Source organism: Pseudoxanthomonas sp. JC1303 (assembly GCF_058448525.1).
Window position 1 is genome coordinate 2,395,278 of the sequence record NZ_CP185958.1, and the last position, 23,297, is coordinate 2,418,574.

Consider the following 23,297-nt stretch of genomic DNA (forward strand, 5'->3'; position numbering starts at 1 on the left):
TATCCGGGAATTGATGACACGCCCTAGAATCGGCCCACGCCTGACGAGGGGACGCGTGTGATGCTCGATGCCTGGGGACTGTTCGTGCTGGGCCTGGTGCTGCTGGCGCTGGGCGGGGACACGCTGGTCAAGGGCGTGTCCGGGCTGGCGCAGAAGCTGGGCGTGACGCCGTTCACCGCCGGCCTGCTGCTGATGGCCTTCGGCACCTCGCTGCCGGAACTGTTCGTCAACGCCGCGGCGCTGCTGCACGCCCAGCCGGAACTGGCGCTGGGCAACGCGGTGGGCTCCAACCTGGTCAACCTGGGCCTGACCCTGCCGCTGGCGGCGATGGTCGGGGCGGTGGTCGTGCGCCTGCGGCTGTTGCTGCCCCTGCTGCTGGTCCTCATCGCCGGATCGTTGTTGTTGATGGTGTTCGGGCTGGACGGGACCATCAACCGCCTGGAAGGCGGCCTGCTGCTGGCCGGCTTCGTCGTGGTGGTCGTGCGCGTGGTGGTGATGGGCCGTGGCGAGGCCGCCGACGTGCGCGATGGCGTGGACGCCTATGCGGCCACCCGCACGGTGACCTGGCTCAACCTGCTGCGCCTGGTGATCGGCGCGGTGCTGCTGGGCTACGGCGCACGCGACGTGGTCGCCGCGATGCTGCAGCTGGCGCCTTCGCTCGGGCTGACGCCGCTGATGGCCGGCCTGCTGCCGGTGGCCATCGGCACCGCGCTGCCGGAGGTCGCCGCGGCCATCGTCGCCGCCCGGCGCGGGCAGGGCGACATGGTGCTGGGCCATGTGATCGGCTCGAGCGTGTTCAACCTGCTGGTGGTGGTCGGCGGCATGGCCGTCATCGCGCCGCTGGCGCTGCCGGCCTCGTTCGTGAAGCTGGAGTTGCCGGCGGCGATCGCCCTGGCCATCGTGCTGGTGCCGATGCTGCGCGGCGATGCGCGTGTCAGTCGTGGCGAGGCCGCGGTACTGCTGCTGGCGTTTGCCGGCTGGCTGGTGCTGGAGCTGGCCTGGCTGCAGTGAGCCGCGCACGGTCTGGCTGATCGGCCGGCGGAGGCGGCGGGGCGAAGCGCGGCATCAGCGCCAGCGCGGCCTTGGCGATCAGGTGCGCGCTGATCGGCGCGGTCATGAACAGGAACACGGTGATCAGCAGCTCGCGCGGCTGCAGGCCTTCGCCACGCACCAAGTGCTCGCCCATCGAGGCCAGCAGCACGCAGCCCACGCCCAGGGTGCTGGCCTTGGTTGGCGCGTGCAGGCGGCGGAACACGTCCGAGAGCTTCACCAGTCCCAGCGCGCCGACCAGGATGAAGAAGCTGCCGGCCACCAGCAGCACGGCCAGGGCGATCTCCAGCACGGCGCTCATTCGACGATGTCCCGGCGCAGCACGAACTTGCTCAGCACCACCGTGCTGCCGAAGCCGAGCATGGCGATGACCAGCGCGGCCTCGAAGTACACGGTCGAGTCCAGGCGCATGCCCAGCAGCATCAGTTCGGCGATGGCGGTCACCGACAGCGTGTCGGCGGCCAGGATGCGGTCCGGCACGGTGGGGCCAAACACCAGCCGCCACAGGCTCAGCAGCATGGCCAGGCCGACCACGCCCATCGACAGCAGGATCGCGCCGTCCAGCAGCTCTGCAGGATTCATGGGAACACCTCCCTCAGCGGGGTTTCGTAGCGCGATTTGATCTCGGCCACCAGCGCGTCGGCATCGTCCACGTGCAGCGCGTGGACCAGCAGGAAGCGCCGGTCGTCGGTCAGCGAGGCCGACAGCGTGCCCGGGGTCAGGGTGATCATGCTGGCCAGCACCGAGATGCCGCGCAGGTTGGTGATGTCCAGCGGCACCCAGACGAAATCCGGGTGCAGGCGCGACTCGCGCCCCACCACCTGCGCGGCGACGGTGAGGTTGGACTTGAGGATGTCCCAGCCGAAGCGCAGCGCCAGCAGCGGCACCGGACGCAGCGAGCCGGTCGGGCAGGCCTCGGCGTCCATGCGTTTCCAGGCCAGCGGGATCACCAGCCCCAGCGCCAGGCCCAGCAACACGTGGCCGAGGGACAGGCTGTTGTTGAGCAGCAGCCAGAAGCCCAGGATTCCCAGGCTCAGCGTCCAGGAAGGCAGCCAGCGCGACATCACGGCCTCCGCATCGTCGGCAGGTGCGCGCGCACCTGGTCGGTGTAGGCGCCGGCATCGAGCAGCTGCGCGGCGGCGGCATCGGCAAAGGACAGCAGCGGTTCGGCCAGCACGCTCATGGCCAGCACGCAGCCCAGCAGGAACACCGCCGCGGCGGTCTCGGCCGGGCGTGCGGGCGCCTCGGTGTGTACGCCGGCCTCTTCCAAATTGGCCGGGATACGCCAGAACAGGCGCACGCCGGCGCGGCTGATGCCGACGATGACCAGCAGGCTGCTGACCAGGACCGTGGCCCAGACCAGGCCGGTGTCGCGCGCCGGGGTGGCGGCCAGCAGCGCGACCTTGCCCAGGAAGCCCGACAGCGGCGGCAGGCCGGCCACCGCCACCGCCGCGATCAGGAACAGCACGCCCGGCAGGGTCCGCCCCGGCAGCGGGGCGATGATCGACTTGTCGTCATCGGCCGCGCCACGGCGGCGCCGGATCAGGTCGGCGATCAGGAACAGCGCCGCGGCGGTGAAGCAGCTGTGCGCCAGGTAATACAGGCCAGCGGCAATCGTGCCGGCCTGGCCCAGCGAGAAGCACACGAACAGCGTGGCGGCCGACCACACCACCAGGTAGCCGATCATCATCCGCAGCCGCGCCGAGCCCAGCACGCCCAGCGCCGCCACCACCAGGGTGGCCGCGCCCAGCACCAGCAGCCAGCGCTGCCCGTAGCCGGCCAGGGCCCCGGCGCCGGCGCCCAGCAGCAGCGTGGACACGCGCAGCACCGCGTACAGCCCGACCTTGGTCATGATCGCGAACAGCGCCGAGATCGCCGCCGGCGCGCGGGCGTAGGTTTCCGGCAGCCACAGGTACAGCGGCAGCAGCGCGGCCTTGGCGCAGAACACCACCAGCAACAGGCCGAAGGCGGCCTTGACCAGCGGCAGGTTCTCCGCCGGCACCTGGGCGATGCGCGCGGACAGCTCGGCCATGTTCAGGCTGCCCAGCAGGCCGTAGATCAGGCCGAGGGCGATCAGGAACAGCGAGGAGGCGGTGATGTTGAACACCACGTAGTGGAAACCGTTGCGCAGCCGCAGCCCGCGCCCGCCGGACAGCAACAGGCCGTAGCTGGCGATCAGCATCACCTCGAAGAACACGAACAGGTTGAAGATGTCGCCGGTCAGGAACGCCCCGTTCAAGCCCACCAGCTGGAACTGGAACAGCGCGTGGAAGTGCGGCGCGCGCCGGTCCCAGCCGGCGCAGGCATGCAGCAGGCAGGCCGCGGCCAGCAGCCAGGTCGTGCCCAGCATCCAGGCCGAGAGCCGGTCGGCCATCAGCGCGATGCCCAGCCGTGCCGGCCAGTCGCCCAGCAGGTAGACCTGCACTTCACCGCTGCCGGTACGGGCCAGCAGCAGCGCCACGGCCACCGCCAGGGCGGCCATCGACAGCCAGGCCACCGCGCGGCGCACGCCCATGCCGTAGCGGCGGTGCTCGACGATCAGCGAGGCGGCGGCGCCGGCCATGGGGATCAGCACCGGCAGGATCGGCAGGTGACTCATCGGCGGCCGCTCCCGCGTGGATCGGTGCGGGCCTCGGGCTCGGGATCGACCGCCTGCGCGTCCACGTGATCGCTGTGGTTGTCCGCGCGGCTGCGCATGGCCAGCACGATGCTGACCGCGGTCATGGCAAAGGAAATCACGATCGCGGTGAGCACCAGCGCCTGCGGCAGGGGGTCGGTGTAGTGGGCCAGGTCGACCGGGCCATCGCCGTGCACGATCGGCGCCTGCCCGGCCACCGGGCGGCCGCCGGCGAAGATCAACAGGTTGGTCGCATAGGACAGGAAGGTCAGTCCCAGGATCACGTCGAAGGTGCGCCCACGCAGCATCAGGTAGACCGCCACCGCGGTCAGCACGCCGATGGCCGTGGCCAGTGCCAGTTCCATCAGGAGGCCTCCTCGCCGGTGAAGTCCGAGCGGCCTTGCGCATCGACGATGCCGCGCTGGGTCTTGCGCGTACGCGAGGGCTTGACCGTGCCCATCATCGAGAGCATCAGCATCGCCCCGCCGAACACCACCAGGTACACCCCGGTATCGAAGGCCATCGCGCTGGCCAACTCCACCTCGCCGATCAGCGGCAGATGCAGTTCAAGGTGTCCGCTGGTCAGGAACGGCACGCCGAACACCAGCGAGGCTGCGCCACTGGCCAGCGCGATCACCACGCCAATGGCGATCGTCCGCACGAAATCGAAGCCGAAGCGCGATTCCACCGAGCGCGCGCCTTGCAGCACGTACTGGATCAACAACGGCACGGCCAGGACCAGGCCGGCGATGAAGCCACCGCCGGGCGCGTTGTGGCCGCGCAGGTACAGGTAGAAGGAGATCGCCACCACCATCGGCGCGATCACCTGCATCAGGCTGACCGGGATGGACAGGTCCACCGGCCCGCCGGACATGTGCCGTTCCGGGGCCAGTCGCGCGCGGCGCAGCAGGGCATGGACCACCAGGGCAGCGATGGCGAACACGGTGATCTCACCGAAGGTGTCGAACCCGCGGAAGTCCACCAGGATCACGTTGACCACGTTGTGGCCCCAGGCTTCGGGGAGCGAGCGCTGCAGGATCTCGGTGGCCACCGTGTCGCGCGGACGCAGCATCATCGCCCAGGCCAGCGCGCCGACCACAGCGCCGCAGGCCAGGGCGATGGCACCGTCGCGCAGGCGCCGTGGCAGGTGCGTGGTGCGCGGCGAGTGTTCGGGCAGGTAGTTCATCGCCAGCAGCATCAGGACCAGGGTCACCATCTCCACCATCAACTGGGTCAGGGCCAGGTCCGGCGCGGACAGGAACACGAAGCTCAGGCTCACCGCCAGGCCGGTGCCGCCGATGCAGGCCACCGCCAGCAGGCGATGGCGGTGCAGGCGCAGGGTCGCCAGGGCCGGCGCCAGCATCAGCACCCACAGCACCCAGCCGGGCCAGGTCATCGGCGTGTCCCAGCCGCCGCGCCAGGCCAGCGCCGTGCCCGGGTCGGCCAGCAGCGGCACGGCCATGGCCACCAGCGCGCTGAGCACCAGCCACATCAAGGTGCGCTGCAGGCTGCCGTTGGCCAGGGCATGGGTGATGCGGTTGCCGGCGAAGAACAGAAACTCGAGGTTGCGCTTGAAGATGTCCCGGCCGATCGCGCGGGTCACGATGGCATGCAGGTCCAGCAGGCGCGCCAACCCCAGGTACAGTCCGATGCCGCCGACCACGCCGGCCAGGCTCATCGCCAGCGGCCAGTTCAGTCCGTGCCAGATCGCCAGGCTGAAGTCGGGCAGGGCATCGCCCAGGATCGCTCCGGCCGAGGCACGCAGCAGCCAGCTGACGGTGAACGCCGGGACGACGCCCACGGCCACGCACAGCAGCACCAGCACTTCGACCGGGATCTTCATCCAGCGCGGCGGCTCGTGCGGGGTGGTGTCCAGCGCGCGTGGGCCGTCGCCGAAGAAGGTCTCGTAGACAAAGCGCAGGCTGTAGGCCACGCCCAGTACGCCGGCCAGCAGGGCGGCGATGCCGGTGAACACGCGCATCGGCAGCGCCGCCTCGGTCTCCAGCGCCACGGCGAAGAACATTTCCTTGGACAAAAACCCGTTGAGCAGCGGAATACCCGCCATCGACAGCGAGGCGATGATCGCCAGCGCGCTGGTGAAGGGCATCAGTCGCCGTAGGCCACCGAGGCGACGGATGTCGCGGCTGCCACACTCGTGGTCGATGATGCCGGCGGCCATGAACAGCGAGGCCTTGAAGATGGCGTGGTTGAGGATGTGGAACACGCCGGCCACCACCGCCAGCGGCGTGGACAGGCCGAACAGCATCGTGATCAGGCCCAAATGGGAGATGGTCGAATACGCCAGCAGGCCCTTGATGTCATGTTCGAAGATTGCGTTCCACGCGCCCACCAGCAGGGTGATCGCCCCGATCGTGGTGGCCAGGTAGAAGAACAGGTCCGTGCCGGCCAGGGCCGGATGCAGGCGCGCCAGCAGGAACACGCCGGCTTTGACCATTGTGGCCGAGTGCAGGTAGGCCGAGACCGGGGTCGGCGCGGCCATCGCCTGCGGCAGCCAGAAGTGGAACGGGAACTGCGCGCTCTTGGTGAAGATCCCGCCCAGCACCAGGCACAGCGCCCACGGATACAGCGGGCTGGCGCGCAAGGTGTCGCCCGCGGCCAGGACCGCATCCAGGTCGAAGCTGCCCACCACCCGGCCGATCAGCAGCACGCCGCCGAGCAGGGCCAGACCGCCGCCGCCGGTGATCACCAGGGCCATGCGCGCGCCGTCGCGCGCGTCCTTGCGGTGCGACCAGAAGCCGATCAGCAGGAACGAGGTCAGGCTGGTCAGCTCCCAGAACACGCACAGCAGCAGCAGGTTACCCGACACCACCACGCCCAGCATCGCGCCCATGAACAGCAGCAGGAAGGCCAGAAAGCGCGGCACCGAGTCCTTCGCACTCAGGTAGTAGCGCGCGTACATGATCACCAGCGCGCCGATGGCCAGCACCAGCAGGGCGAACATCCAGGCAAAGCCGTCCACGCGCAGCGAGAATTCCAGCCCGATGCGCGGTAGCCAGTCGTGGCGGCTGTGCAGGACTTCGCCGCGCAAGACCGCCGGCGCGATCGAACCGAGCAGGCCCAGGCCCACCAGCGGCGCCAGCCCGGCGATCCAGGCGAGGGCGGTGCGGGGCAGGCGATGCGCGGCGGCCACGGCAGCGGCCATCAGGAACGGCAGCGCCAGCAGCAGGTCGAGGGCGTGGGGCATGCGGTGAATTGCGGTGTTGCGCGGGCAACGCAGGAGGATACCAGCCGCGCACCAGGCCGGTCCGTGACCAAGGGGTCAGGCCTGCTCCACGCGTCGTTGGCCTATCCTGATCGGATGCCATCCCCGCACGCCATTGCCTACGCCGAACGATCCACCCCGCCGCGGACCGCGCTGCTGCTGGGCGGAAGCGGGCAGATCGGTGCGGCCCTGTTGGCGCGATTGCTGGAAGGCGGCCGCTGGTCGGTGCTGGCGATCTCGCGCCAGCCGCGGCACGCGCGTCCCGGACTGACCTGGCTGCGCGGTTCGCTGCAGCAGATGCCGGCGCTGCCGTCGGCGGTCGATGCGATCTTTAGCACCGGTCCGCTGGATGCCTTCGCCCACTGGTACGCCGGCAGCGGCATCGACGCGGCGCGCGTGGTGGCCTTCGGTTCCACCAGCCTGGGGACCAAGCAGGATTCGGACAGCGCCCAGGAGCGCGACCTGGCCGCGCGTCTGCGCCAGGCCGAGCAGACCGTGTTCGCGCGGGCCGCCGCCACCGGCGCCCATGCCACGCTGCTGCGGCCGACGCTGGTCTATGGCGCCGGTCGCGATGCCTCGCTGACCCGGATCGCGGCGCTGGCCCGGCGCCTGCGGTGTTTCCCGCTGCCGCGCGGCGCCACCGACGGGCTGCGCGCGCCCGTCCATGTGGACGACCTGGCCGAAGCCGCCCTGGCCGTGCTCGATGTGCCGGCCACCTTCGACCAGGCCTATGCCCTACCCGGCGGGGAGCGCCTGACGTATCGGGAGATGGTGACGCGGACCCTGGCGGCAATGTCACCGCCGGCCCGCCTGCTGGAGCTTCCGCCGCCGCTGTTTGGCGTGGTCGTGCGCGCCGCGCAGTCAGTGGGCGTGGCGCGCGCGCTCACCGGCGCGGCGGTCTCGCGCATGCGCCAGGATCTGGTGTTCGACCTGACGCCGGCGCAGCGCGACTTCGGCTATGCGCCGCGCGGCTTTGCGCCGACCGCGGCGATGCTGGGTCAGTAACGCCAGCCCATCTTCCCGTAGAACTTGGCCAGCACCCAGATCGGGCCGATCAGCAGGTAGACCAGATCGGTGAGGAAGCTGGGCTTGCGCCCTTCGATCCGGTGGCCGATGAACTGCGCGATCCAGGCCAGCACGAACACCGCGATCGCGGTGGACAGCAGCACGTCCAGCCCCAGGCGCAGCCAGATCAGCCGGCACAGGCAGCCCATGGTGAAGAACACCACGAACATCCCGTAGCCGATGCGCCGCGAGAGCCGGTTGTAGAACGCCCAGGCGCAGAACATCGCCAGGCCCGCCCACAGTCCGGCGCTGAACCAGCCCGCCGTCACCGGGATGCACCACAGCAACGCGATCACCGACCACAGGATGGCCGGCACGGCCACCACGTGGATGGCCTGGTTGACCGGGTTTCGATGATCGCGCGCGTAGTGCGCGAACCACTGGTCGATCGGGCGTTCTGCGTGGACGTGCTGCATCGGGTCCCTCCCAGGAAGGCCGACAGCATAGCCCGTCGCCCGACGATGTACCCGGGGCGCATCGCTGCTGCAATGCGGCAGCGGCACGGTCGCCGCTCGCGGGGCCGTGCGTCCGGCCGAAGCACCGAACCTGTCCCCTCCTTGCGAAGCAAGGAGGGGAGCTCAGGCGTGCACGTCACTCTGCCGTGAGTGCACCGTTGCAGGTCCGGTCGAATCCGGTCTCACACCCTCATCGCTGCATCGCCACCGCAGGTGTCGGTTCGATGACCTGAGCCGCGCTTTGCCGCGTGAGCAACTGCTGGCTGCTGTGCTCGAAGCTCGGCGGCTGCGCCAGATCGATCGTGGCGCGGAAGCCCGGCGTGGTGCCCACCACGAACGCCCTGCCGTCCTGCACGGCCACGCCGCCGACTTTCTCCGGCGTGTCGATGCCGTGCTGCTTGGCCTGGGCGGTGATGTGCGCGGCCAGTTCATTGGCGTAGGGCGCCGGCAGCCGGGCGCGGATGGCCGTGTACAGACCGTGGTCCGGGTGCGAGGCCTGGTCCAGCCCCGGAGACGCGGCGGCGTGCGTGGCAGGCACGGGCGCTGTCACCCCAGGCGTGAACGCAGACTGCGCTTGGCGCGCCATCGCTCGGCGCGTCTCCGGCCCGACCTCGCCATCCACCGCGATCCCGTGCGCGCGCTGCAGCCGCTCCACCGCCGCCTGCGTGTGGCCGCCGAACTTCCCGTCCTCGGCCAGCCGTCGACCGTGTTCGTCGTGCAGCCCCAGCGCGTTGAGCTGCTGCTGCAAGGCGCGCACCTGCGCGCCGTGGTCACCGTGCTGAAGCACCTGGGCGTCGGCGCCACGGTGGGGTGCGGCGGTCGAGGTTGGCGTGGACGTGGTCTGCGTCGGCGCATGGCGATCCCAGAACGTCTGCGGGCTGATCAGATGACCCTGCGGGTCGCGCAGCTGGTAGTGCACGTGCTGGGCATATTGGCCTGCACTCTCAGGGCCGCGCCCGCCCATCGTGCCGATCGGATCGCCGGCGCGCACGACCTGGCCTTCCCTGACCGAACGCGAATCCAGATGCAGGATCTCGTGCGAGTTGCCCTGCGCGTCGCGAATCTTCACCGTGCCGTACTGGCCCCCGGAGAAGGTCACCGTGCCGGCGATCGGCGCATGCACGGTCGGATGCCGCAGGTTGCGGCCGGCCTGGCCGCCCTCGTAGTTGAAGTCGGTCCCGCCATGCGCTCCGCGGCTGCCGCGGTGTTCGCCGAAGTTGCCCGTGATGTGGGGGGCGTGACCGCCCTGGCCCGGCAGCATGCGTTCCATCGTCTGCTGGAAGCCGCCGCGGCCTTCGGCGTGGGGTGCGGGGGAGGACGTCGCATGCGTCGGTGCATGCCCCTGGGTCTGCGTCAGGCGCTGCTCGACGAAACGCTCGTAGCGATCCAGGTAGGGCGCCACCTCGCGCTGGGACAGGCCCAGACCACCGTAGTCCTTGCTCGGACCGTCGTGGTGGTACTTGTAGATGTAATCCTCGCCGTGGCCGCGGCCGCGCGCCAGATCCCGATTGTCGATGAAGTGCTGCACCAGCGCCTGCGACTGGGCCTGCACGTCGAAGCGGTTGGCATTGACGAGGCCGTATTGGCCACCGGTGCGATCGATGAACTGGCCAAGCCCAGAAGCGGAGGTGGTCCCCGCGGCCGCGTCCGGGTTGAAGCCCGATTCGATCCGGGCGATGGCCAGCACATAGGCCGTCTCGCGCGATGAGAGCCCGGCGTCGCGTGATGCGTCGATCAGATGATCGATCACCCTGGACTGGGTCTGCGGGGTGGCATCGCCCCAGCGGCGCGACTCGCCATGCAGCCGGCCATCGCCGGTGTCGATGGGTTCGCGGTAGTGGCTCCAGGGCTTGATCTGGTCGCTGCGATAGGCGGCCCCGCGCGGCTGCACCATCTCGGTGTAGATCGTGTCGTCGGTCATGTTGTGCGTTCCTTTCTATGAGACGGCTTCTTCCTTGGGAGGGGGTACTGCTCCATGTACTACGTACTGCTTTGGCCACGCGCCGCCGTGTGGCGGTGCGAGCGCATTCCTGACTCAAGACGGGTAGGGCACCACCTCCGGGTGCTTGAGCCCCAGCGCCTCGAGCTTGTGTTGGTATTCGTCGTTGTTCGGGCTTTGCTGGCCGTCTTCCTCGCGCAGCGGCGGGGTCGCGTGATTCAGCAGGTGCCCCTGGGCGTCGTAGAGGAAGAACCACTCGCAGAACTCGCAGCCATAAGGCAGCTCGCCGTATTGCACGACGAAGTAGGCGCTGCCCTTGCCGTCCTCGGCGCAGCCCAGGCCAACGGCGGTGTAATCGGCCATCTCCGGGGGGGCGGCCAGGGCCTGGCGTTGCCCGTCGCGTTCCAGTTCGACCTGGGTCTTGGTGGAGGCGGCGCCGTCCTGGCGAGGCAGCGGCGCCAGATGCAGGCGTGCGCCTGGGCATTCCTTGATCATGCCGTTCTGTCCTTGTGCGGCCGCCTCGGTCGAAGCGGGAGAGGGAGATGAGGTGGTTGCCGGCACAGACGTATCGGCTGTGTGGTCCGTGGAAGGCGCTTTTTCGCCGCAGGCGGCCAGCACCAGGGTGAGACCGAAAGTGGGCAGGATGAAGCGGGCGTGGCGCATCAGGTCAGCTCCTTGACAGTACAAGTCACGGAAACACAAGCCAGATGGACATCGGTGTTCGGCATGCGCGTGGTCCTGGGAGGGCTCAAGCTTGTCCAGACCGGCTGGATCGAAATCCTCGAAGCTCAGCGGCCGCAGCACCTTCGTCCATGGCCCGTCCGAGCGATGGATCGACTCAAAGCGACTGGTCGTCCACCTTCACCAGGGTCCAGCAAGGTCGCTGGGCGAAGGAGTAGGCCTGCTGATCGCCGGTATCCGGCGTGCGCACCAGCACCTTGCGTGCGCCGGCTTCGTCGGACATCACGACCTCGCGCCCGCCGTTGCGGGCCGCTTCAAGGTTGGGCATCACCGGCCATTCGACCTCGGCCAGCGGGACCTGACGCGTCATCGGCGCAGGTTCGGGCTGGGCGTTCGGATCGAGCTGGATCATCGTCAACGGGTCGGCCGTGGCCTTTTCCTGGACGGCGATGTCGGCGCTGAAGCGCTGCACGAAGTGTTCGAAGTCCGCATCGGGACATTGGGCCGGGGCCGCGGCGGACGAGGCCTGGGTCGTGCGGACGGGCGCGGCGGCGGCGTCAGGTGCCTGCGGCTTGCAGGCGGCGAGCGCCAGGATCAGCGCGGACGTGGGCACGAGCGTGCGGATAAGGGCCACTGGATCCTTCTGATCGCATACAAGGCGCCGCGGCGGGCGCGTCATCGCCCCGGAGAATACCCGGCGTCATCGGCCAAGTTTGTGAAGCGCACCCCGCGTTGCGCGCGGGGTGCGCAGCGCCGTTCAGTCCAGGCGGATGTCGGCCAGCTTTTCCAGGACTTCGGCGTAGCGGGCGCGGGTGCGCTCGATGACTTCCGGCGGCAGCACCGGACCCGGCGCGGTCTTGCCCCAGTCCAGGGTTTCCAGGTAGTCGCGCACGATCTGCTTGTCGTAGCTGGGCGGGCTGGTGCCGACGCTGTATTCGTCGGCCGGCCAGTAGCGCGAGGAGTCCGGGGTCAGCATCTCGTCCATGATGTACAGGCGGCCGTCGGCATCGGTGCCGAACTCGAACTTGGTGTCGGCCAGCAGGATGCCGTGGGCCGCGGCGTACTCGGCGGCGAAGGCATAGATGCGCAGGGTGGCATCGCGCACGCGCTCGGCCAGCTCGGCGCCGACGCTGCGGACCATCGCGTCGAAGTCGATGTTCTCGTCGTGGTCGCCCACCGCCGCCTTGGTGGACGGGGTGAAGATCGGTTCGGGCAGCTGCTGGGCCTGCTGCAGGCCGTCGGGCAGGGCGATGCCGCTGACCGCGCCGGTGCGCTGGTAGTCCTTCCAGCCGCTGCCGATCAGGTAGCCGCGGGCGATGGCTTCCACCGGCACCGGCTTGAGCTTGCGCGTCACCACCGCGCGCTTGGCGTACAGCGCCGGGTCCACACCCTCGGGCAGCACGCTGGCCACCTCGATGCCGGTGAGGTGGTTGGGCATCAGGTGTTCGGTCTTGGCGAACCAGAAGTTGGACACCTGGCACAGCATCTCGCCCTTGCCCGGGATCGGATCGGGCAGCACCACGTCGAACGCGCTCAGGCGGTCGGTGGCCACGATCAGCAGGTAGTCGCCGGCAGGGGCGTCGGCGGGCAGGCGCTCGCGCGGGATCTCGAAGACGTCGCGGACCTTGCCGCGGTGGCGAAGGGTCAGACCGGGTAGATCGGCTTGCAACAGCGTGGTGGGCACACGGCACTCCTGGGGTGGCGCTTTCAACGCGACAAGGCCCCGTCCGCATGACACACCGGCACGCCGGTCTGGCGGCGGCGGGCCGCGTAGTGTACGCGCCTGCGCGTGCTTGAGGGGAAGCTGGCCCAAGGTGCCGTAAACTGCGCGACCCACCCCCTTCTGCGCACCCCCAGGCCCCATGACCCGCTGGTACGGAAAACTGCTGGGCGGCATCGTCGGCGCGTTGCTGTTCCGGCCCACGCCGGTGTTCGGTGCGCTGGCCGGGCTGCTGCTGGGCCATGCCTTCGACCGGGGCTGGTTCAAGATGAAGCCGCACAACCCCTACCGTGCCTTCGACCTGGCCCAGGATGCCTCCGACGCCGAGGTGGACCAGGCCTACCGCCGCCTGATCCGCCAGGTCCATCCGGACCGCATGCACAACGCCGCGCCCGAGGCCAAGGCCCGGGCCGAGGCGCGGGCGCGCGAGCTCAACGCCGCCTACGACCGCATCAAGGCCCAGCGCCGCAAGCGCGCGGCCTGACCCCTTTCTCTCCGTTCCGGGAATCCCATGTCCAACTGCATCATCGCCCCTTCCATCCTGTCGGCCGATTTCGCCCGCCTGGGCGCGGAAGTCGACGCCGTGCTGGCGGCCGGCGCCGACTGGGTCCATTTCGACGTGATGGACAACCACTACGTTCCCAACCTGACCATCGGGCCGATGGTGTGCGAGGCGCTGCGCAAGTACGGCGTGACCGCGCCGATCGACGTGCACCTGATGGTCGAGCCGGTGGATCGCCTGGTGCCGGATTTCGCCAAGGCCGGGGCCAGCAACATCAGCTTCCATCCCGAGGCCAGCCGCCATGTGCACCGCACGATCCAGCTGATCAAGTCGCACGGCTGCACCGCCGGCGTGGTGCTCAACCCGGGGACGTCGCTGGACGTGCTGGACTGGGTCCTGGACGAGGTCGACCTGGTGCTGCTGATGTCGGTCAACCCAGGCTTCGGCGGGCAGGCCTTCATTCCTTCGGCCCTGGACAAGCTGCGTGCGGTGCGCGAGCGCATCGATGCCTGCGGCCGCGACATCCGCCTGGAGATCGACGGCGGAGTGAAGGCCGACAACATCGGCCAGATCGCCGCCGCCGGCGCCGACACCTTCGTGGCCGGCTCGGCCATCTTCGGCGCGGCCGACTACAGCCAGGTCATCGCGCAGATGCGCGCGGCCGTGGAGTCGGCGCGATGAGCCTGCAGATCCGCGCCGCCACGCGTGGCGACGTGCCGCTGATCTTCGAGCTGGTCAAGGCGCTGGCCGAATACGAGCGCGAGCCCGACGCGGTCAAGGCCAGCGAAGCCGACCTGGCGCGCACGCTGTTCGATGACGGCGCCACCGCACACTGCGTGATCTGCGAGCAGGACGGCGTGGCGGTCGGCTTTGCGGTGTACTTCTTCAACTACTCGACCTGGCTGGGCCGCAACGGCCTGTACCTGGAAGACCTGTTCGTGCGCCCCGAGGCGCGCGGGCAGGGCGCCGGGCTGGCCCTGCTGCGACACCTGGCCGGGCTGGCGGTGGACAAGGGCTGCGGCCGCTTCGAGTGGTCGGTGCTGGACTGGAACCAGCCAGCGATCGACTTCTATCGCGCCGCCGGCGCGCGGCCGATGGACGCCTGGACCGTCTACCGGATGGACGGCCAGACGCTGGCAGATTTTGCGCGCGGCTGAGGCCGCGGGTCCCGGCGTGCGCGCCGTTCTTCGATTGGGAGGTCCGATGTCCCCGTTGTTCAAACTGGCCGCGCTGGCCATGGCCGTCGCGCCACTGGCCGCCGAGGCGGCTTCGGTCGACCTGCTGGTCGGCTCCTACACCCAGGGCGATGCGCCCGGCCTGTATGCCTACAAGTTCGACACGGCCAGCGGCAGGCTGTCGTCCACGCCGTGGCAGGCGCTGCGCCTGGACAACCCGTCCTGGGTGGTGGTCGCCCCGGACCAGTCCCATGTCTACGTGGTGGACGAAAACGGCCCGGGCGCGCACGACCCCATCGGCCGCGCGACCGCGCTCAGCCTGGATGAGACGCATCGCCTGCAGGTCGTCAATCAGGTCTCGACGCTGGGTGACCATCCTACCCACGCCACGCTCACCCCCGACGGGCGCTATCTGCTGGTGGCCAACTATTCGGTCGGCGCCGATCCCGGCGGCACCCTGGCGGTGCTGCCGGTCGATGCCAGCGGCAAACTGCTGCCGGTGACCCAGCTGTCCAGCTACCAGGCCAGCAAGGTCGACACAGACCGCCAGCTGTCGTCGCATATCCATTCGGTGAACTTCGCCCCCGATGGCAAGACCGCCTACGTCGCCGACCTGGGGGGCGACCGTCTCTACGCCTACCGCTATGCACCGCAGACCAGCGCCGAGCGTCCGCTGCAGGCGGCCAAGGTGCCGTTCCTGGCGTTGCCGCCGGGCAGCGGGCCACGCCACCTGGTGTTTGACGCCAGCGGTCGCCATGCCTACCTCACCCTGGAGATGGCCGGGCAGGTGGCGGTGCTGGACGTGGGCAGCGACGGCGCGCTGACCCTGCGCACGACGCTGGACCTGTTTCCCGCCGGCTTCCAGGGCGACAACGGCGCCGGTGCGATCCACCTGTCGGCCGATGGGAAGTTCCTGTACGTGGTCAATCGCGGAACCGACAACCACATCGCCGTGTTCGCGGTGGGGGCGGATGGTGGCCTGTCGCTGGTCCAGCGTCGCGCCACCGAGGGTCGCCAGCCACGCGAATTTTCCATCGATCCTAGTGGCCGTTACCTGCTGGTCGCCGCGCAGGGCGACGACCGCATCGTGGTGATCGCGCGCGACCCGGCGACCGGCCGGCTCGGCAAGATGCTCCAGACCGTCGATGTGGCCGCACCCTCGGACCTGAAGTTCCTGCGACCCTGAGCCGGGTCGGGAGAGATCAGGCGTCTGCTGGCGCTTCTGCAAAAAAAGAACCGCGTCGAGTTGCCCCGACGCGGCCCCGGAAGAACTGGAGGCTGATCCTGCCTCCGCCCGTCATCCCTGCTATGGCCTTCGATGTTGCGGGGGATTTCTGACGGGAGCATGACAATGCGCGCGCCGGCCGGCTGCTAGCCTGCGCGCTCTGTCCGCTGCTGCGCCTTCTCCATGTCGCCGACCCGCTGGTGTCTGATCCTCAACGGCAAGTCCGCAGGGAACGACGAGGTGCGCAGCGCGGTCGCCGCCCTGCGGGCGCGTGGCGTGCGGGTCGATGTGCGGGTCACCTGGGAGTCCGGCGACGCCGAGCGCTATGTCGCCGGAGCCCTCGCAGATGGCGTGGACACGGTGATCGCCGGCGGCGGCGACGGCACGCTCAGCGAGGTGGCCGCCACCCTGGCCCATCACGCCAAGGCTGCCGATGCGCTGCCCAGCCTGGCCCTGTTGCCGTTGGGCACGGCCAATGATTTCGCCACCGCTGCCGAGCTGCCGCTTGAACCGATGGCCGCCCTGGCGCTGGTCCAGTCCAGCCGGGCGCGGGCCATCGACCTGCTTCGGGTCACCGCCGACGGCGATCCGCACTGGTGTGCCAACGTGGCCACCGGCGGCTTCGGGACCCAGGTGACGGTGGAAACCGACGAGGCCATGAAACGGGTGCTCGGGGGGCTGGCCTATGTGGTCACCGGGCTGGCCCGCCTGGGCAGGATCGAACCGCTGCATGCGCGCTTCAGCGGTCCCGACTTCGCCTGGGAAGGCGACTTCATCGCGCTGGGATTGGGCAACGGCCGCCAGGCCGGCGGCGGGCAGGACTTATGCCCGGACGCGCTGATCGATGACGGTCTGCTGGACCTGACGCTCATTCCCGAATTGAGCGGCACGTTCGCCGCCACGCTGGGCACGCTGATCACCGGTGGCAAGCGCGCGGCGCTGGAACAGGTGGCCGTGCGCCGACGGCTGGCCTGGGTAGAGATTGACGCCGAACGGCCGATCACCCTCAACCTGGATGGTGAGCCGGAAACCTCGCGCCACTTTCGCATCGACTGCGTGCCGGGCCGCCTGCGCCTGCACCTGCCGGGCAGCTGTCCGCTGTTGGGCTGAAGCCCGCGCGACACGCCCCAAACGACTTCAGTCGCCGCTAGCGCGTCTTGCGAAGGGCTGCCTGAGCGGTCGCGCGGCGCCTGTGCGCGGGCCAGTTTTCGGCGGACCGCGCATGGCGCGATGCGGGCCGATGGCACCTCGCCCAGCGTCATGCCCGGGCCTGATTGCACGATTGCCGCATTGCGGTACAGTACCGCCCGTGCCCGCCGTGACGACCAAGCGTTCCTCCCTTTCCGCTCGCCGCGCGTGGCGATGGTGGCCTGTTGCCGTCGTCCGCCCCGCCACCGAGTCCTGGAAGGAAAGCCGTCTTGATCACCGCAGAGCAGTTCCAGCAGCACGCTGCTGAAGGCCATACCCGCGTCCCCGTTGTCCGTGAAGTGCTGTCCGACCTGGACACGCCGCTTTCGGTCTACCTGAAGCTCGCCGACGGCCCCTATACCTACCTGTTCGAATCGGTCGAAGGCGGCGAGCGCTTCGGCCGCTATTCCATCATCGGTCTGCCGGCGCGGCGCGTGTACGCGGTGCGCGGCCACACCCTGGAAACGCGCGACTACGGCGAGGTGGTCGAATCGCGGCAGGTCGCCGATCCGCTGGCCGAGGTCGAGGCGCTGCGCGCCGCCCACTCGGTGCCCAGACTCGAAGGCCTGCCGGGCTTCACCGGCGGGCTGGTGGGCTGGTTCGGCTTCGAATGCATCGGCTACATCGAGCCGCGCCTGGTGGTGGACAAGCCGGACGAGCTGAACACCCCCGAGATCCTGCTGATGCTCTCCGAAGAGCTGGCGGTGTTCGACAATCTCAAGGGCCGGCTGTACCTGATCGTGCACGCCGATCCCGCCCAGCCACAGGCCTGGGCAAAGGCCAACCGCCGCCTGGACGAACTGGCCCATCGCCTGCGTCAGGCCGGCGCAGGCTATCCGCAGGCGCAGCTTTCCGACGCGATCGACGAGGGCGATTTCCGTTCCTCCTTCACCCGCGAGGAGTACCACGCCGTGGTGCGCACTGCGCAGGAATACGTGCGCGCCGGCGACATCTTCCAGGTCGTGCCCAGCCAGCGCCTGCGCGTGCCGTTCCGCGCACGCCCGGTCGACGTGTACCGCGCGCTGCGCGCGCTCAACCCGTCGCCGTACATGTACTTCATCGATGTCGGCGGCACCCAGGTGGTCGGCTCCTCGCCGGAAATCCTGGCGCGCCTGCAGGGCGACACCGTCACCGTGCGGCCGATCGCCGGCACGCGTCGGCGCGGCCACACGCACGAAGAAGACGCGGCCATGGAAGCCGAGCTGCTGGCCGATCCGAAGGAGCGCGCCGAGCACGTCATGCTGATCGACCTGGGCCGCAACGATGTCGGCCGCGTGGCCGAGCCCGGCACGGTGGAAGTGGGCGAGCAGTTCGTGATCGAGCGCTACAGCCACGTCATGCACATCGTCAGCGAGGTCACCGGCAAGCTGAAGCAAGGCCTGAGCTACGCCGATGTGCTGCGCGCGACCTTCCCGGCCGGCACCGTCAGTGGCGCGCCGAAGATCCGCGCGTTGGAAGTCATCGCCGAACTCGAACCGGTCAAGCGCAACGTGTATTCCGGCGCGGTCGGCTACATCGGTTGGCATGGCGACGCCGACACCGCCATCGCCATCCGCACCGCCGTCATCCAGGACGGCCACTTGTACGTGCAGGCCGGCGGCGGGGTGGTCTACGACTCCGATCCGGACCTGGAGTGGAAGGAGACCATGAACAAGGGCCGCGCCCTGTTCCGCGCCGTCGCCCAGGCGGCCAAGGGGCTGTGATGGACGGCAACGGCATGGCCCAGCTGGCTTCGTTCCGCAACGACTACAGCGAGGGCGCGCATCCGCGCCTGCTGGAGGCGCTCGCGCGGGCCAGTGGCGAGCAGAACATCGGCTATGGCCTGGATCGCCACAGTCTGCGCGCGGCCGAGTTGATCGTCGCGCGTTGTGGCCAGCCACAGGCGCAGGTGCACTTCCTCGCCGGCGGCACACAGACCAACCTGCTGGCGATCTCCGCGTTCCTGCGCCCGCACGAGGCGGTAATCGCGGTCGACACCGGCCACGTGGCCACGCACGAGACCGGTGCGATCGAGGCCACCGGCCACAAGGTGCTGGTCGCCCCGCACGTGGACGGCAAGCTCACGCCCGATGGCGTGCGTGCGTTGCTGCGCGAGAACACCAGCGAGCACATGGTCAAGCCACGCCTGGTGTACGTGTCCAACACCACCGAGCTGGGTACGCTGTACACCAGGGCCGAATTGCAGGCGCTGCGTGCGCTGTGCGATGCGCACGGCCTGCTGTTCTTCCTCGACGGCGCGCGGTTGGGCAGCGCGCTGGCCGCGGCGGGCGATGACCTCAGCCTGGTCGACATCGCCGCGCTCACCCACGCCTTCTACATCGGCGGCACCAAGAACGGTGCGCTGCTGGGCGAGGCGTTGGTGGTGGTCGAGCCCGCGCTGCAGACCGACCTGCGCTATCTGATCAAGCAGCGCGGCGCGATGCTGGCCAAGGGCATGGTCGTGGGCTGCCAGTTCGAGGCGCTGTTCGAGGATGCACTGTTCGTCGAACTCGGCGTGCACGCCAATGCGATGGCCCAACGTTTGCAGTCCGGGCTCAAGGCCGCCGGCGTGCCGATGCTGATCGATTCGCCCAGCAACCAGATCTTCCCGGTGTTTGCGCACGCGCACATCGAAGCGCTGGCGCACATGACCTCCTTCGAACACTGGGCGCCCTACAGCGACACCCATGCCGTGATCCGCTTCGTCACGTCCTGGGCGACACGCCCTGAGTCGGTGGACGCACTGATCCACGCGGTTGCCGGTCTGGTGCGATAGCCATGCGTGCGGATGTCTGCGGATTTTCCGATCGATCCTTCAACAGGGAGCGTTGAGATGAAGCGTTTGCTGATCATGATGTCGCTGTTCCTTCCCGTCGTCGCCACGGCGCAGGTCAACAGCCTGCCCTCGCAGCCGCACCTGCTGGTCAAGGGCGAGGCGCACCGCGAGGTAAAGCCGGATCGTTTCGGTGTGCTGGTGACGCTGCAGCGCGTCGATTTTTCACCCGAGCTTGCACGCGCGCAGGTACAGGCCGATGCGAAGATCGTGTTGGCCGCTTTCCACAGGCATCACGTGCTGCCCGAATCGATCGATGCGGCGACGCTGACGATCCAGCCAAAAATCGAATACGTCGATGGGCGCCAAGTGTTCAAGGGCAGCGAGGTGACACGCCGTTTGGGGGCGACCTTCAAGACGCTGGCCGACACGCGTGCGTTTCTGGCAGAACTCAAGACCAGCGAGTCACTGCAACTGTCCGGCATTACGCCGAGCTACAGCGACGAAGTTGGCCTTCGCAGGACGCTGAAAGGCGAGGCCGCCAGGCAGTCGCGCGAAACAGCCGAAGGCCTGGCCAGCGCCTACGGCGTCAAGCTGGCCGGGCTTTACACCATCTCCGATGTCGCGCCGGCTTTCAGCTACGGCATCCAGGCCGGGACCTGGCCGCAGGCCAGGACCGCCGTACCGCCTGCGCCCTCCGCTGTGCCTCCGCCGCCGCCCCAGTTTGTTGAGGTGGCCGATGGCGAGGCTTTGGAAGCCGGCAGCCTCAGCCTCTCCGAAAACGTCTATGCGATCTTCCTGATCGCGCCATGAGATTCCCGCCATGTTGCTGAAACGCTGATGCTCCAAAACATCCGTGCGACGCGTGCATGGGCGGGGATGTGGATTCGCCTGTATTGGGGATTATTTGAATGCAATTTTGCGTCGCGGTGGCGAGCGTCCATCGCAAGGGTGACGCAGATTTCATTGCTATTTTTGCTGTTCAACCGAGGGGTCTGATGAGCGTCCGCGCCCGTTTTTACATGCCGCACATTGATGGGCTCCGGTGCCTGGCTGTCTTAGCTGTCCTGTTGTTCCACTTCGGGGTTCCGGGTCTCGGAGGTGGATATGTCGGCGTGGACGTGTTTTTCGTGATAAGCGGCTATCTGATCAGTGGCATCATCATTGACGAAATCGCCCGTACGGGACGATTCGATTTCAAGAACTTCTACATACGACGTAGCTTCAGGATCCTTCCGGCGCTGCTCGCAGTGCTTGCGATGTGCACGCTTTGGGCGGTCGTGAGCCTCACCCCTGGGGATCTGGTCGCCTATGGAAAGTCGCTTGTTGCTTCTGCGGCATCCTTGTCAAATCTCCTCTTTTGGTCAGAGAGCGGCTACTTCGATGCGGCTTCCAAGACCAAGCCCCTGCTTCACACGTGGTCACTCAGCGTGGAGGAGCAGTTTTATCTTTTTTGGCCGGCCTTCATCTATTTGTGCTGTCGCGCATTTGGTCGGAAAAGGCTGGTTCCCTGTGTCCTCCTCGCACTTGGGCTCAGCTTCTTGGCTAACCATGCTGCGGTAAGCGGCGGCGCACTCGGTTATAAGTCCGATCTGTTCTTCTTGCCGCACTACCGTGGTTTTGAGTTCGCCATTGGTGCCCTGGGATGCTTCATCTCCCAGCGGATGCCTTCATCCCGTTGGGTTCACGAGCTGGCGGTGCTGGCCGGTCTTGGGATGATCTTGTTCTCAATCGCCTCACTCAAGGAGGGGGATGTCTTCCCTTACGTAAAGGGGTTGTTGCCCTGCGTGGGGGCGCTCCTGGTCATTCTTGGTGTTCGATCATCTGCCGGTCGACTGCTGCTCGCTAATCCTGTTTCAACCTGGATCGGCAGGACAAGCTATTCGCTTTACCTCGCGCATTGGCCAATCGTCGTAGGCGTTGAGCAGTCCCTGCCTACGTCGAGCTGGAGCACGAGGTTCGCGTGGATGGTGGTGCTTTCTCTGGTGGTTGCGGTTCTGTTGCACTACGCGGTGGAAGTGCCGTTTCGTTACCAGTCGGCACAGCAGAGGCGGCGAAATCGTGTCGCCCTGGTTGTTTCGGCAAGCTTGGCGACCTGTGCGCTAGGCGCGATTGTTGTCCATTCGAACGGGATGGTGTGGCGATATAAATACTTCACTCCTGGAGTCTTTGGGATGGGAGGCGTAAGGGGGCAGCGGCAGGATCACTTGGTTTTTCGTCCGTTAAGCGCTGCGGAGATCGAGGCAGGGAAGTGGCGCAGGTTCTCCCGCTTGGGCTCGGCCTGTAATGTCAGTGTCCTGAAGGACGCGGCTCGCTGTCATCTGGACAGGCCGTCTCAAATTCTCTTCTTCGGAAATTCGCATGAACCGGATGCGTTCAATGCGTTCAACGCTCTCTACGGAGAGGACCGGCGGGTGAATATGATCAATTTCGGAACGGTCAACGATTGCGCGATCGTGATCAATGGCGCCAATTTTTCCTCTCCGACGGCGGCGCATAAGTGCGACAAGCGCTTCGCGGTTCTGAACGACATCGGGTTTCTGGAAAAAATGGATGTCGTGGTCTATAACGCGCACATGGGATTCGATGAGGTTTCAAGAGACCTCTGGCGCGTCCTCGAGATGATGAAGCAGAAGAATCCCAAGATAAAAATCATTGCAATCGGGTCTTATCTGCAGACGCCGACGGAGTGTGCAACCCTTTATAATAGATATCGCACGTACGACGCGTGTAGGAACCCGGATTTCGAAAATTATTTCAAGCCCGATGAGCGCGCGGTTTCGCCGATTTCCCAGGTCAGATCGCTCGACTATATCTATATAAGTAAGTATGAATTATTTTGCGTCAATGACGAACTGGCGACATGTGCGACATGGGCGAATGGTGAGCCTGCGTTTTACGATCAGCACCATCTTTCCCTTGGATTTGCAGAATACATGGGTGATCGGATTCTGGAGCTGCATAAGGGGGATTTGGTGAAGGCTGGTCTGCCTGTCCCTTCTGCGTCCAACTGAGGTCTGGCGTTGCATGTTTCGCGCAGTTCGAAGTCTGCTCAATCGTGAAAATTGCAAGTGCGAATGGCCGCGGAAAGGCGATGGCGCGCTTATTAATTTGGGTGATAAATATGTTACTGATGATCGACAACTACGACAGCTTCACCTACAACCTTGTGCAGTACCTGCAGGCGCTGGGTGCCGAGGTCGAGGTGGTGCGCAACGACGCGCTCAGCGTGGAGGAGATCGCCAAGCTCGCAGCGCAGCGCATCGTGATTTCGCCCGGTCCATGCACTCCCAACGAGGCCGGCGTATCGCTCAAGGTGATCGAGCAGCTGGGGCCGACCACGCCCATCCTCGGTGTCTGCCTGGGTCATCAGAGCATCGGCCAGGCCTATGGCGGCGAGGTGATTCGTGCCGGTCGCATCATGCACGGCAAGGTCTCGCCGATCCGCCACGAAGGCCGGGGTGTATTTGCCGGTTTGCCGGATCATTACGAGGCCACGCGCTACCACTCCCTGGTGGTGGACAAGGCGCGGCTGCCCGAGGCCCTGGAAGTCACCGCCTGGACCGAGAATGACGATGGTTCGGTCGAAGAGATCATGGGCCTGCGCCATCGCGCGTTTCCAGTGGAGGGCGTGCAGTTCCATCCGGAGTCCATCCTCACCCAGCATGGCCATGCGCTGCTCAAGAACTTCCTGGAGCGCTGAAG

At 67.6% G+C, this 23,297-nt stretch carries 23 protein-coding genes; 12 read left to right on the plus strand and 11 right to left on the minus strand.

Annotation, left to right across the window (positions count from 1 at the left end; all coding sequences use genetic code 11):
• The first annotated feature begins 60 nt into the window (after window positions 1-60).
• Complete coding sequence (locus ACORQU_RS10645; protein WP_491641159.1) at window positions 61-1,011, plus strand: sodium:calcium antiporter; 951 nt, start codon at window positions 61-63, stop codon at window positions 1,009-1,011.
• On the opposite strand, the gene ACORQU_RS10650 is transcribed toward ACORQU_RS10645, so the two are convergent.
• From ACORQU_RS10650 to ACORQU_RS10675, 6 genes are read right to left on the minus strand one after another with little or no spacing between them, the layout of a single operon-like run.
• Complete coding sequence (locus ACORQU_RS10650) at window positions 935-1,351, minus strand: Na+/H+ antiporter subunit G (protein WP_491641160.1); 417 nt, start codon at window positions 1,349-1,351, stop codon at window positions 935-937. The genes ACORQU_RS10645 and ACORQU_RS10650 overlap by 77 nt on opposite strands.
• Window positions 1,348-1,632: a K+/H+ antiporter subunit F gene (locus tag ACORQU_RS10655; protein ID WP_491641161.1), complete on the minus strand. Its 285-nt coding sequence runs from the start codon at window positions 1,630-1,632 to the stop codon at window positions 1,348-1,350. Before ACORQU_RS10655 ends, ACORQU_RS10650 begins: the two co-directional genes overlap by 4 nt.
• The gene (locus ACORQU_RS10660; protein ID WP_491641162.1) at window positions 1,629-2,114 is read right to left on the minus strand and encodes a Na+/H+ antiporter subunit E; all 486 of its coding nucleotides are present in this window, start codon (window positions 2,112-2,114) and stop codon (window positions 1,629-1,631) included. The genes ACORQU_RS10655 and ACORQU_RS10660 overlap by 4 nt, the downstream gene beginning before the upstream one ends.
• The gene (locus ACORQU_RS10665) at window positions 2,114-3,649 is read right to left on the minus strand and encodes a monovalent cation/H+ antiporter subunit D (RefSeq protein ID WP_491641163.1); all 1,536 of its coding nucleotides are present in this window, start codon (window positions 3,647-3,649) and stop codon (window positions 2,114-2,116) included. Before ACORQU_RS10665 ends, ACORQU_RS10660 begins: the two co-directional genes overlap by 1 nt.
• On the minus strand, window positions 3,646-4,032 hold the full coding sequence (locus tag ACORQU_RS10670) for a Na+/H+ antiporter subunit C (protein ID WP_491641164.1): 387 nt from the start codon (window positions 4,030-4,032) through the stop codon (window positions 3,646-3,648). The genes ACORQU_RS10665 and ACORQU_RS10670 overlap by 4 nt, the downstream gene beginning before the upstream one ends.
• On the minus strand, window positions 4,032-6,872 hold the full coding sequence (locus ACORQU_RS10675; protein WP_491641165.1) for a monovalent cation/H+ antiporter subunit A: 2,841 nt from the start codon (window positions 6,870-6,872) through the stop codon (window positions 4,032-4,034). Before ACORQU_RS10675 ends, ACORQU_RS10670 begins: the two co-directional genes overlap by 1 nt.
• Before the next feature lie 114 nt (window positions 6,873-6,986).
• Between ACORQU_RS10675 and ACORQU_RS10680 the strand changes: the two genes are divergently transcribed.
• On the plus strand, window positions 6,987-7,895 hold the full coding sequence (locus tag ACORQU_RS10680) for an NAD-dependent epimerase/dehydratase family protein (RefSeq protein ID WP_491641166.1): 909 nt from the start codon (window positions 6,987-6,989) through the stop codon (window positions 7,893-7,895).
• Here the strand turns inward: ACORQU_RS10680 and ACORQU_RS10685 are convergent.
• The 5 genes from ACORQU_RS10685 to ACORQU_RS10705 form a co-directional block, all read right to left on the minus strand.
• On the minus strand, window positions 7,889-8,371 hold the full coding sequence (locus tag ACORQU_RS10685; protein WP_491641167.1) for an Mpo1 family 2-hydroxy fatty acid dioxygenase: 483 nt from the start codon (window positions 8,369-8,371) through the stop codon (window positions 7,889-7,891). The genes ACORQU_RS10680 and ACORQU_RS10685 overlap by 7 nt on opposite strands.
• A 229-nt stretch (window positions 8,372-8,600) precedes the next feature.
• The gene (locus tag ACORQU_RS10690) at window positions 8,601-10,331 is read right to left on the minus strand and encodes a peptidoglycan-binding protein (protein ID WP_491641168.1); all 1,731 of its coding nucleotides are present in this window, start codon (window positions 10,329-10,331) and stop codon (window positions 8,601-8,603) included.
• Between the two features lie 114 nt (window positions 10,332-10,445).
• Window positions 10,446-11,012 carry a hypothetical protein gene (locus ACORQU_RS10695; RefSeq protein WP_491641169.1) on the minus strand — a complete coding sequence of 189 codons (567 nt, stop codon included), beginning with the start codon at window positions 11,010-11,012 and terminating at the stop codon, window positions 10,446-10,448.
• Between the two features lie 175 nt (window positions 11,013-11,187).
• The gene (locus ACORQU_RS10700) at window positions 11,188-11,664 is read right to left on the minus strand and encodes a hypothetical protein (protein ID WP_491641170.1); all 477 of its coding nucleotides are present in this window, start codon (window positions 11,662-11,664) and stop codon (window positions 11,188-11,190) included.
• 123 nt (window positions 11,665-11,787) lie between these two features.
• Complete coding sequence (locus ACORQU_RS10705; protein ID WP_271647331.1) at window positions 11,788-12,714, minus strand: phosphoribosylaminoimidazolesuccinocarboxamide synthase; 927 nt, start codon at window positions 12,712-12,714, stop codon at window positions 11,788-11,790.
• Window positions 12,715-12,892: 178 nt separating this feature from the next.
• Between ACORQU_RS10705 and ACORQU_RS10710 the strand changes: the two genes are divergently transcribed.
• From ACORQU_RS10710 to ACORQU_RS10755, 10 genes are all read left to right on the plus strand, one after another.
• A complete protein-coding gene (locus ACORQU_RS10710; protein WP_491641171.1) occupies window positions 12,893-13,234 on the plus strand; it encodes a J domain-containing protein in 342 nt (113 codons plus the stop codon).
• Between the two features lie 27 nt (window positions 13,235-13,261).
• On the plus strand, window positions 13,262-13,933 hold the full coding sequence (rpe, locus tag ACORQU_RS10715) for a ribulose-phosphate 3-epimerase (RefSeq protein WP_491641172.1): 672 nt from the start codon (window positions 13,262-13,264) through the stop codon (window positions 13,931-13,933).
• Entirely contained in the window at window positions 13,930-14,409 is a 480-nt protein-coding gene (locus tag ACORQU_RS10720; protein ID WP_271647328.1) for a GNAT family N-acetyltransferase, read from the plus strand. Before rpe ends, ACORQU_RS10720 begins: the two co-directional genes overlap by 4 nt.
• A gap of 46 nt (window positions 14,410-14,455) precedes the next feature.
• Window positions 14,456-15,613, plus strand: coding sequence for a lactonase family protein (locus ACORQU_RS10725; RefSeq protein WP_491641173.1), 1,158 nt, complete (start codon window positions 14,456-14,458; stop codon window positions 15,611-15,613).
• 222 nt (window positions 15,614-15,835) lie between these two features.
• Window positions 15,836-16,762, plus strand: coding sequence for a lipid kinase YegS (yegS, locus tag ACORQU_RS10730; RefSeq protein WP_491641174.1), 927 nt, complete (start codon window positions 15,836-15,838; stop codon window positions 16,760-16,762).
• 308 nt (window positions 16,763-17,070) lie between these two features.
• Complete coding sequence (gene trpE, locus ACORQU_RS10735) at window positions 17,071-18,543, plus strand: anthranilate synthase component I (RefSeq protein WP_491641175.1); 1,473 nt, start codon at window positions 17,071-17,073, stop codon at window positions 18,541-18,543.
• Window positions 18,543-19,595: a threonine aldolase family protein gene (locus ACORQU_RS10740; protein ID WP_491641176.1), complete on the plus strand. Its 1,053-nt coding sequence runs from the start codon at window positions 18,543-18,545 to the stop codon at window positions 19,593-19,595. Before trpE ends, ACORQU_RS10740 begins: the two co-directional genes overlap by 1 nt.
• 57 nt (window positions 19,596-19,652) lie before the next feature.
• A complete protein-coding gene (locus ACORQU_RS10745) occupies window positions 19,653-20,405 on the plus strand; it encodes an SIMPL domain-containing protein (protein ID WP_491641177.1) in 753 nt (250 codons plus the stop codon).
• Between the two features lie 98 nt (window positions 20,406-20,503).
• Complete coding sequence (locus ACORQU_RS10750; protein WP_491641178.1) at window positions 20,504-22,606, plus strand: acyltransferase family protein; 2,103 nt, start codon at window positions 20,504-20,506, stop codon at window positions 22,604-22,606.
• Between the two features lie 110 nt (window positions 22,607-22,716).
• Window positions 22,717-23,295 carry an anthranilate synthase component II gene (locus tag ACORQU_RS10755; RefSeq protein ID WP_491641179.1) on the plus strand — a complete coding sequence of 193 codons (579 nt, stop codon included), beginning with the start codon at window positions 22,717-22,719 and terminating at the stop codon, window positions 23,293-23,295.
• Window positions 23,296-23,297: the final 2 nt, after the last annotated feature.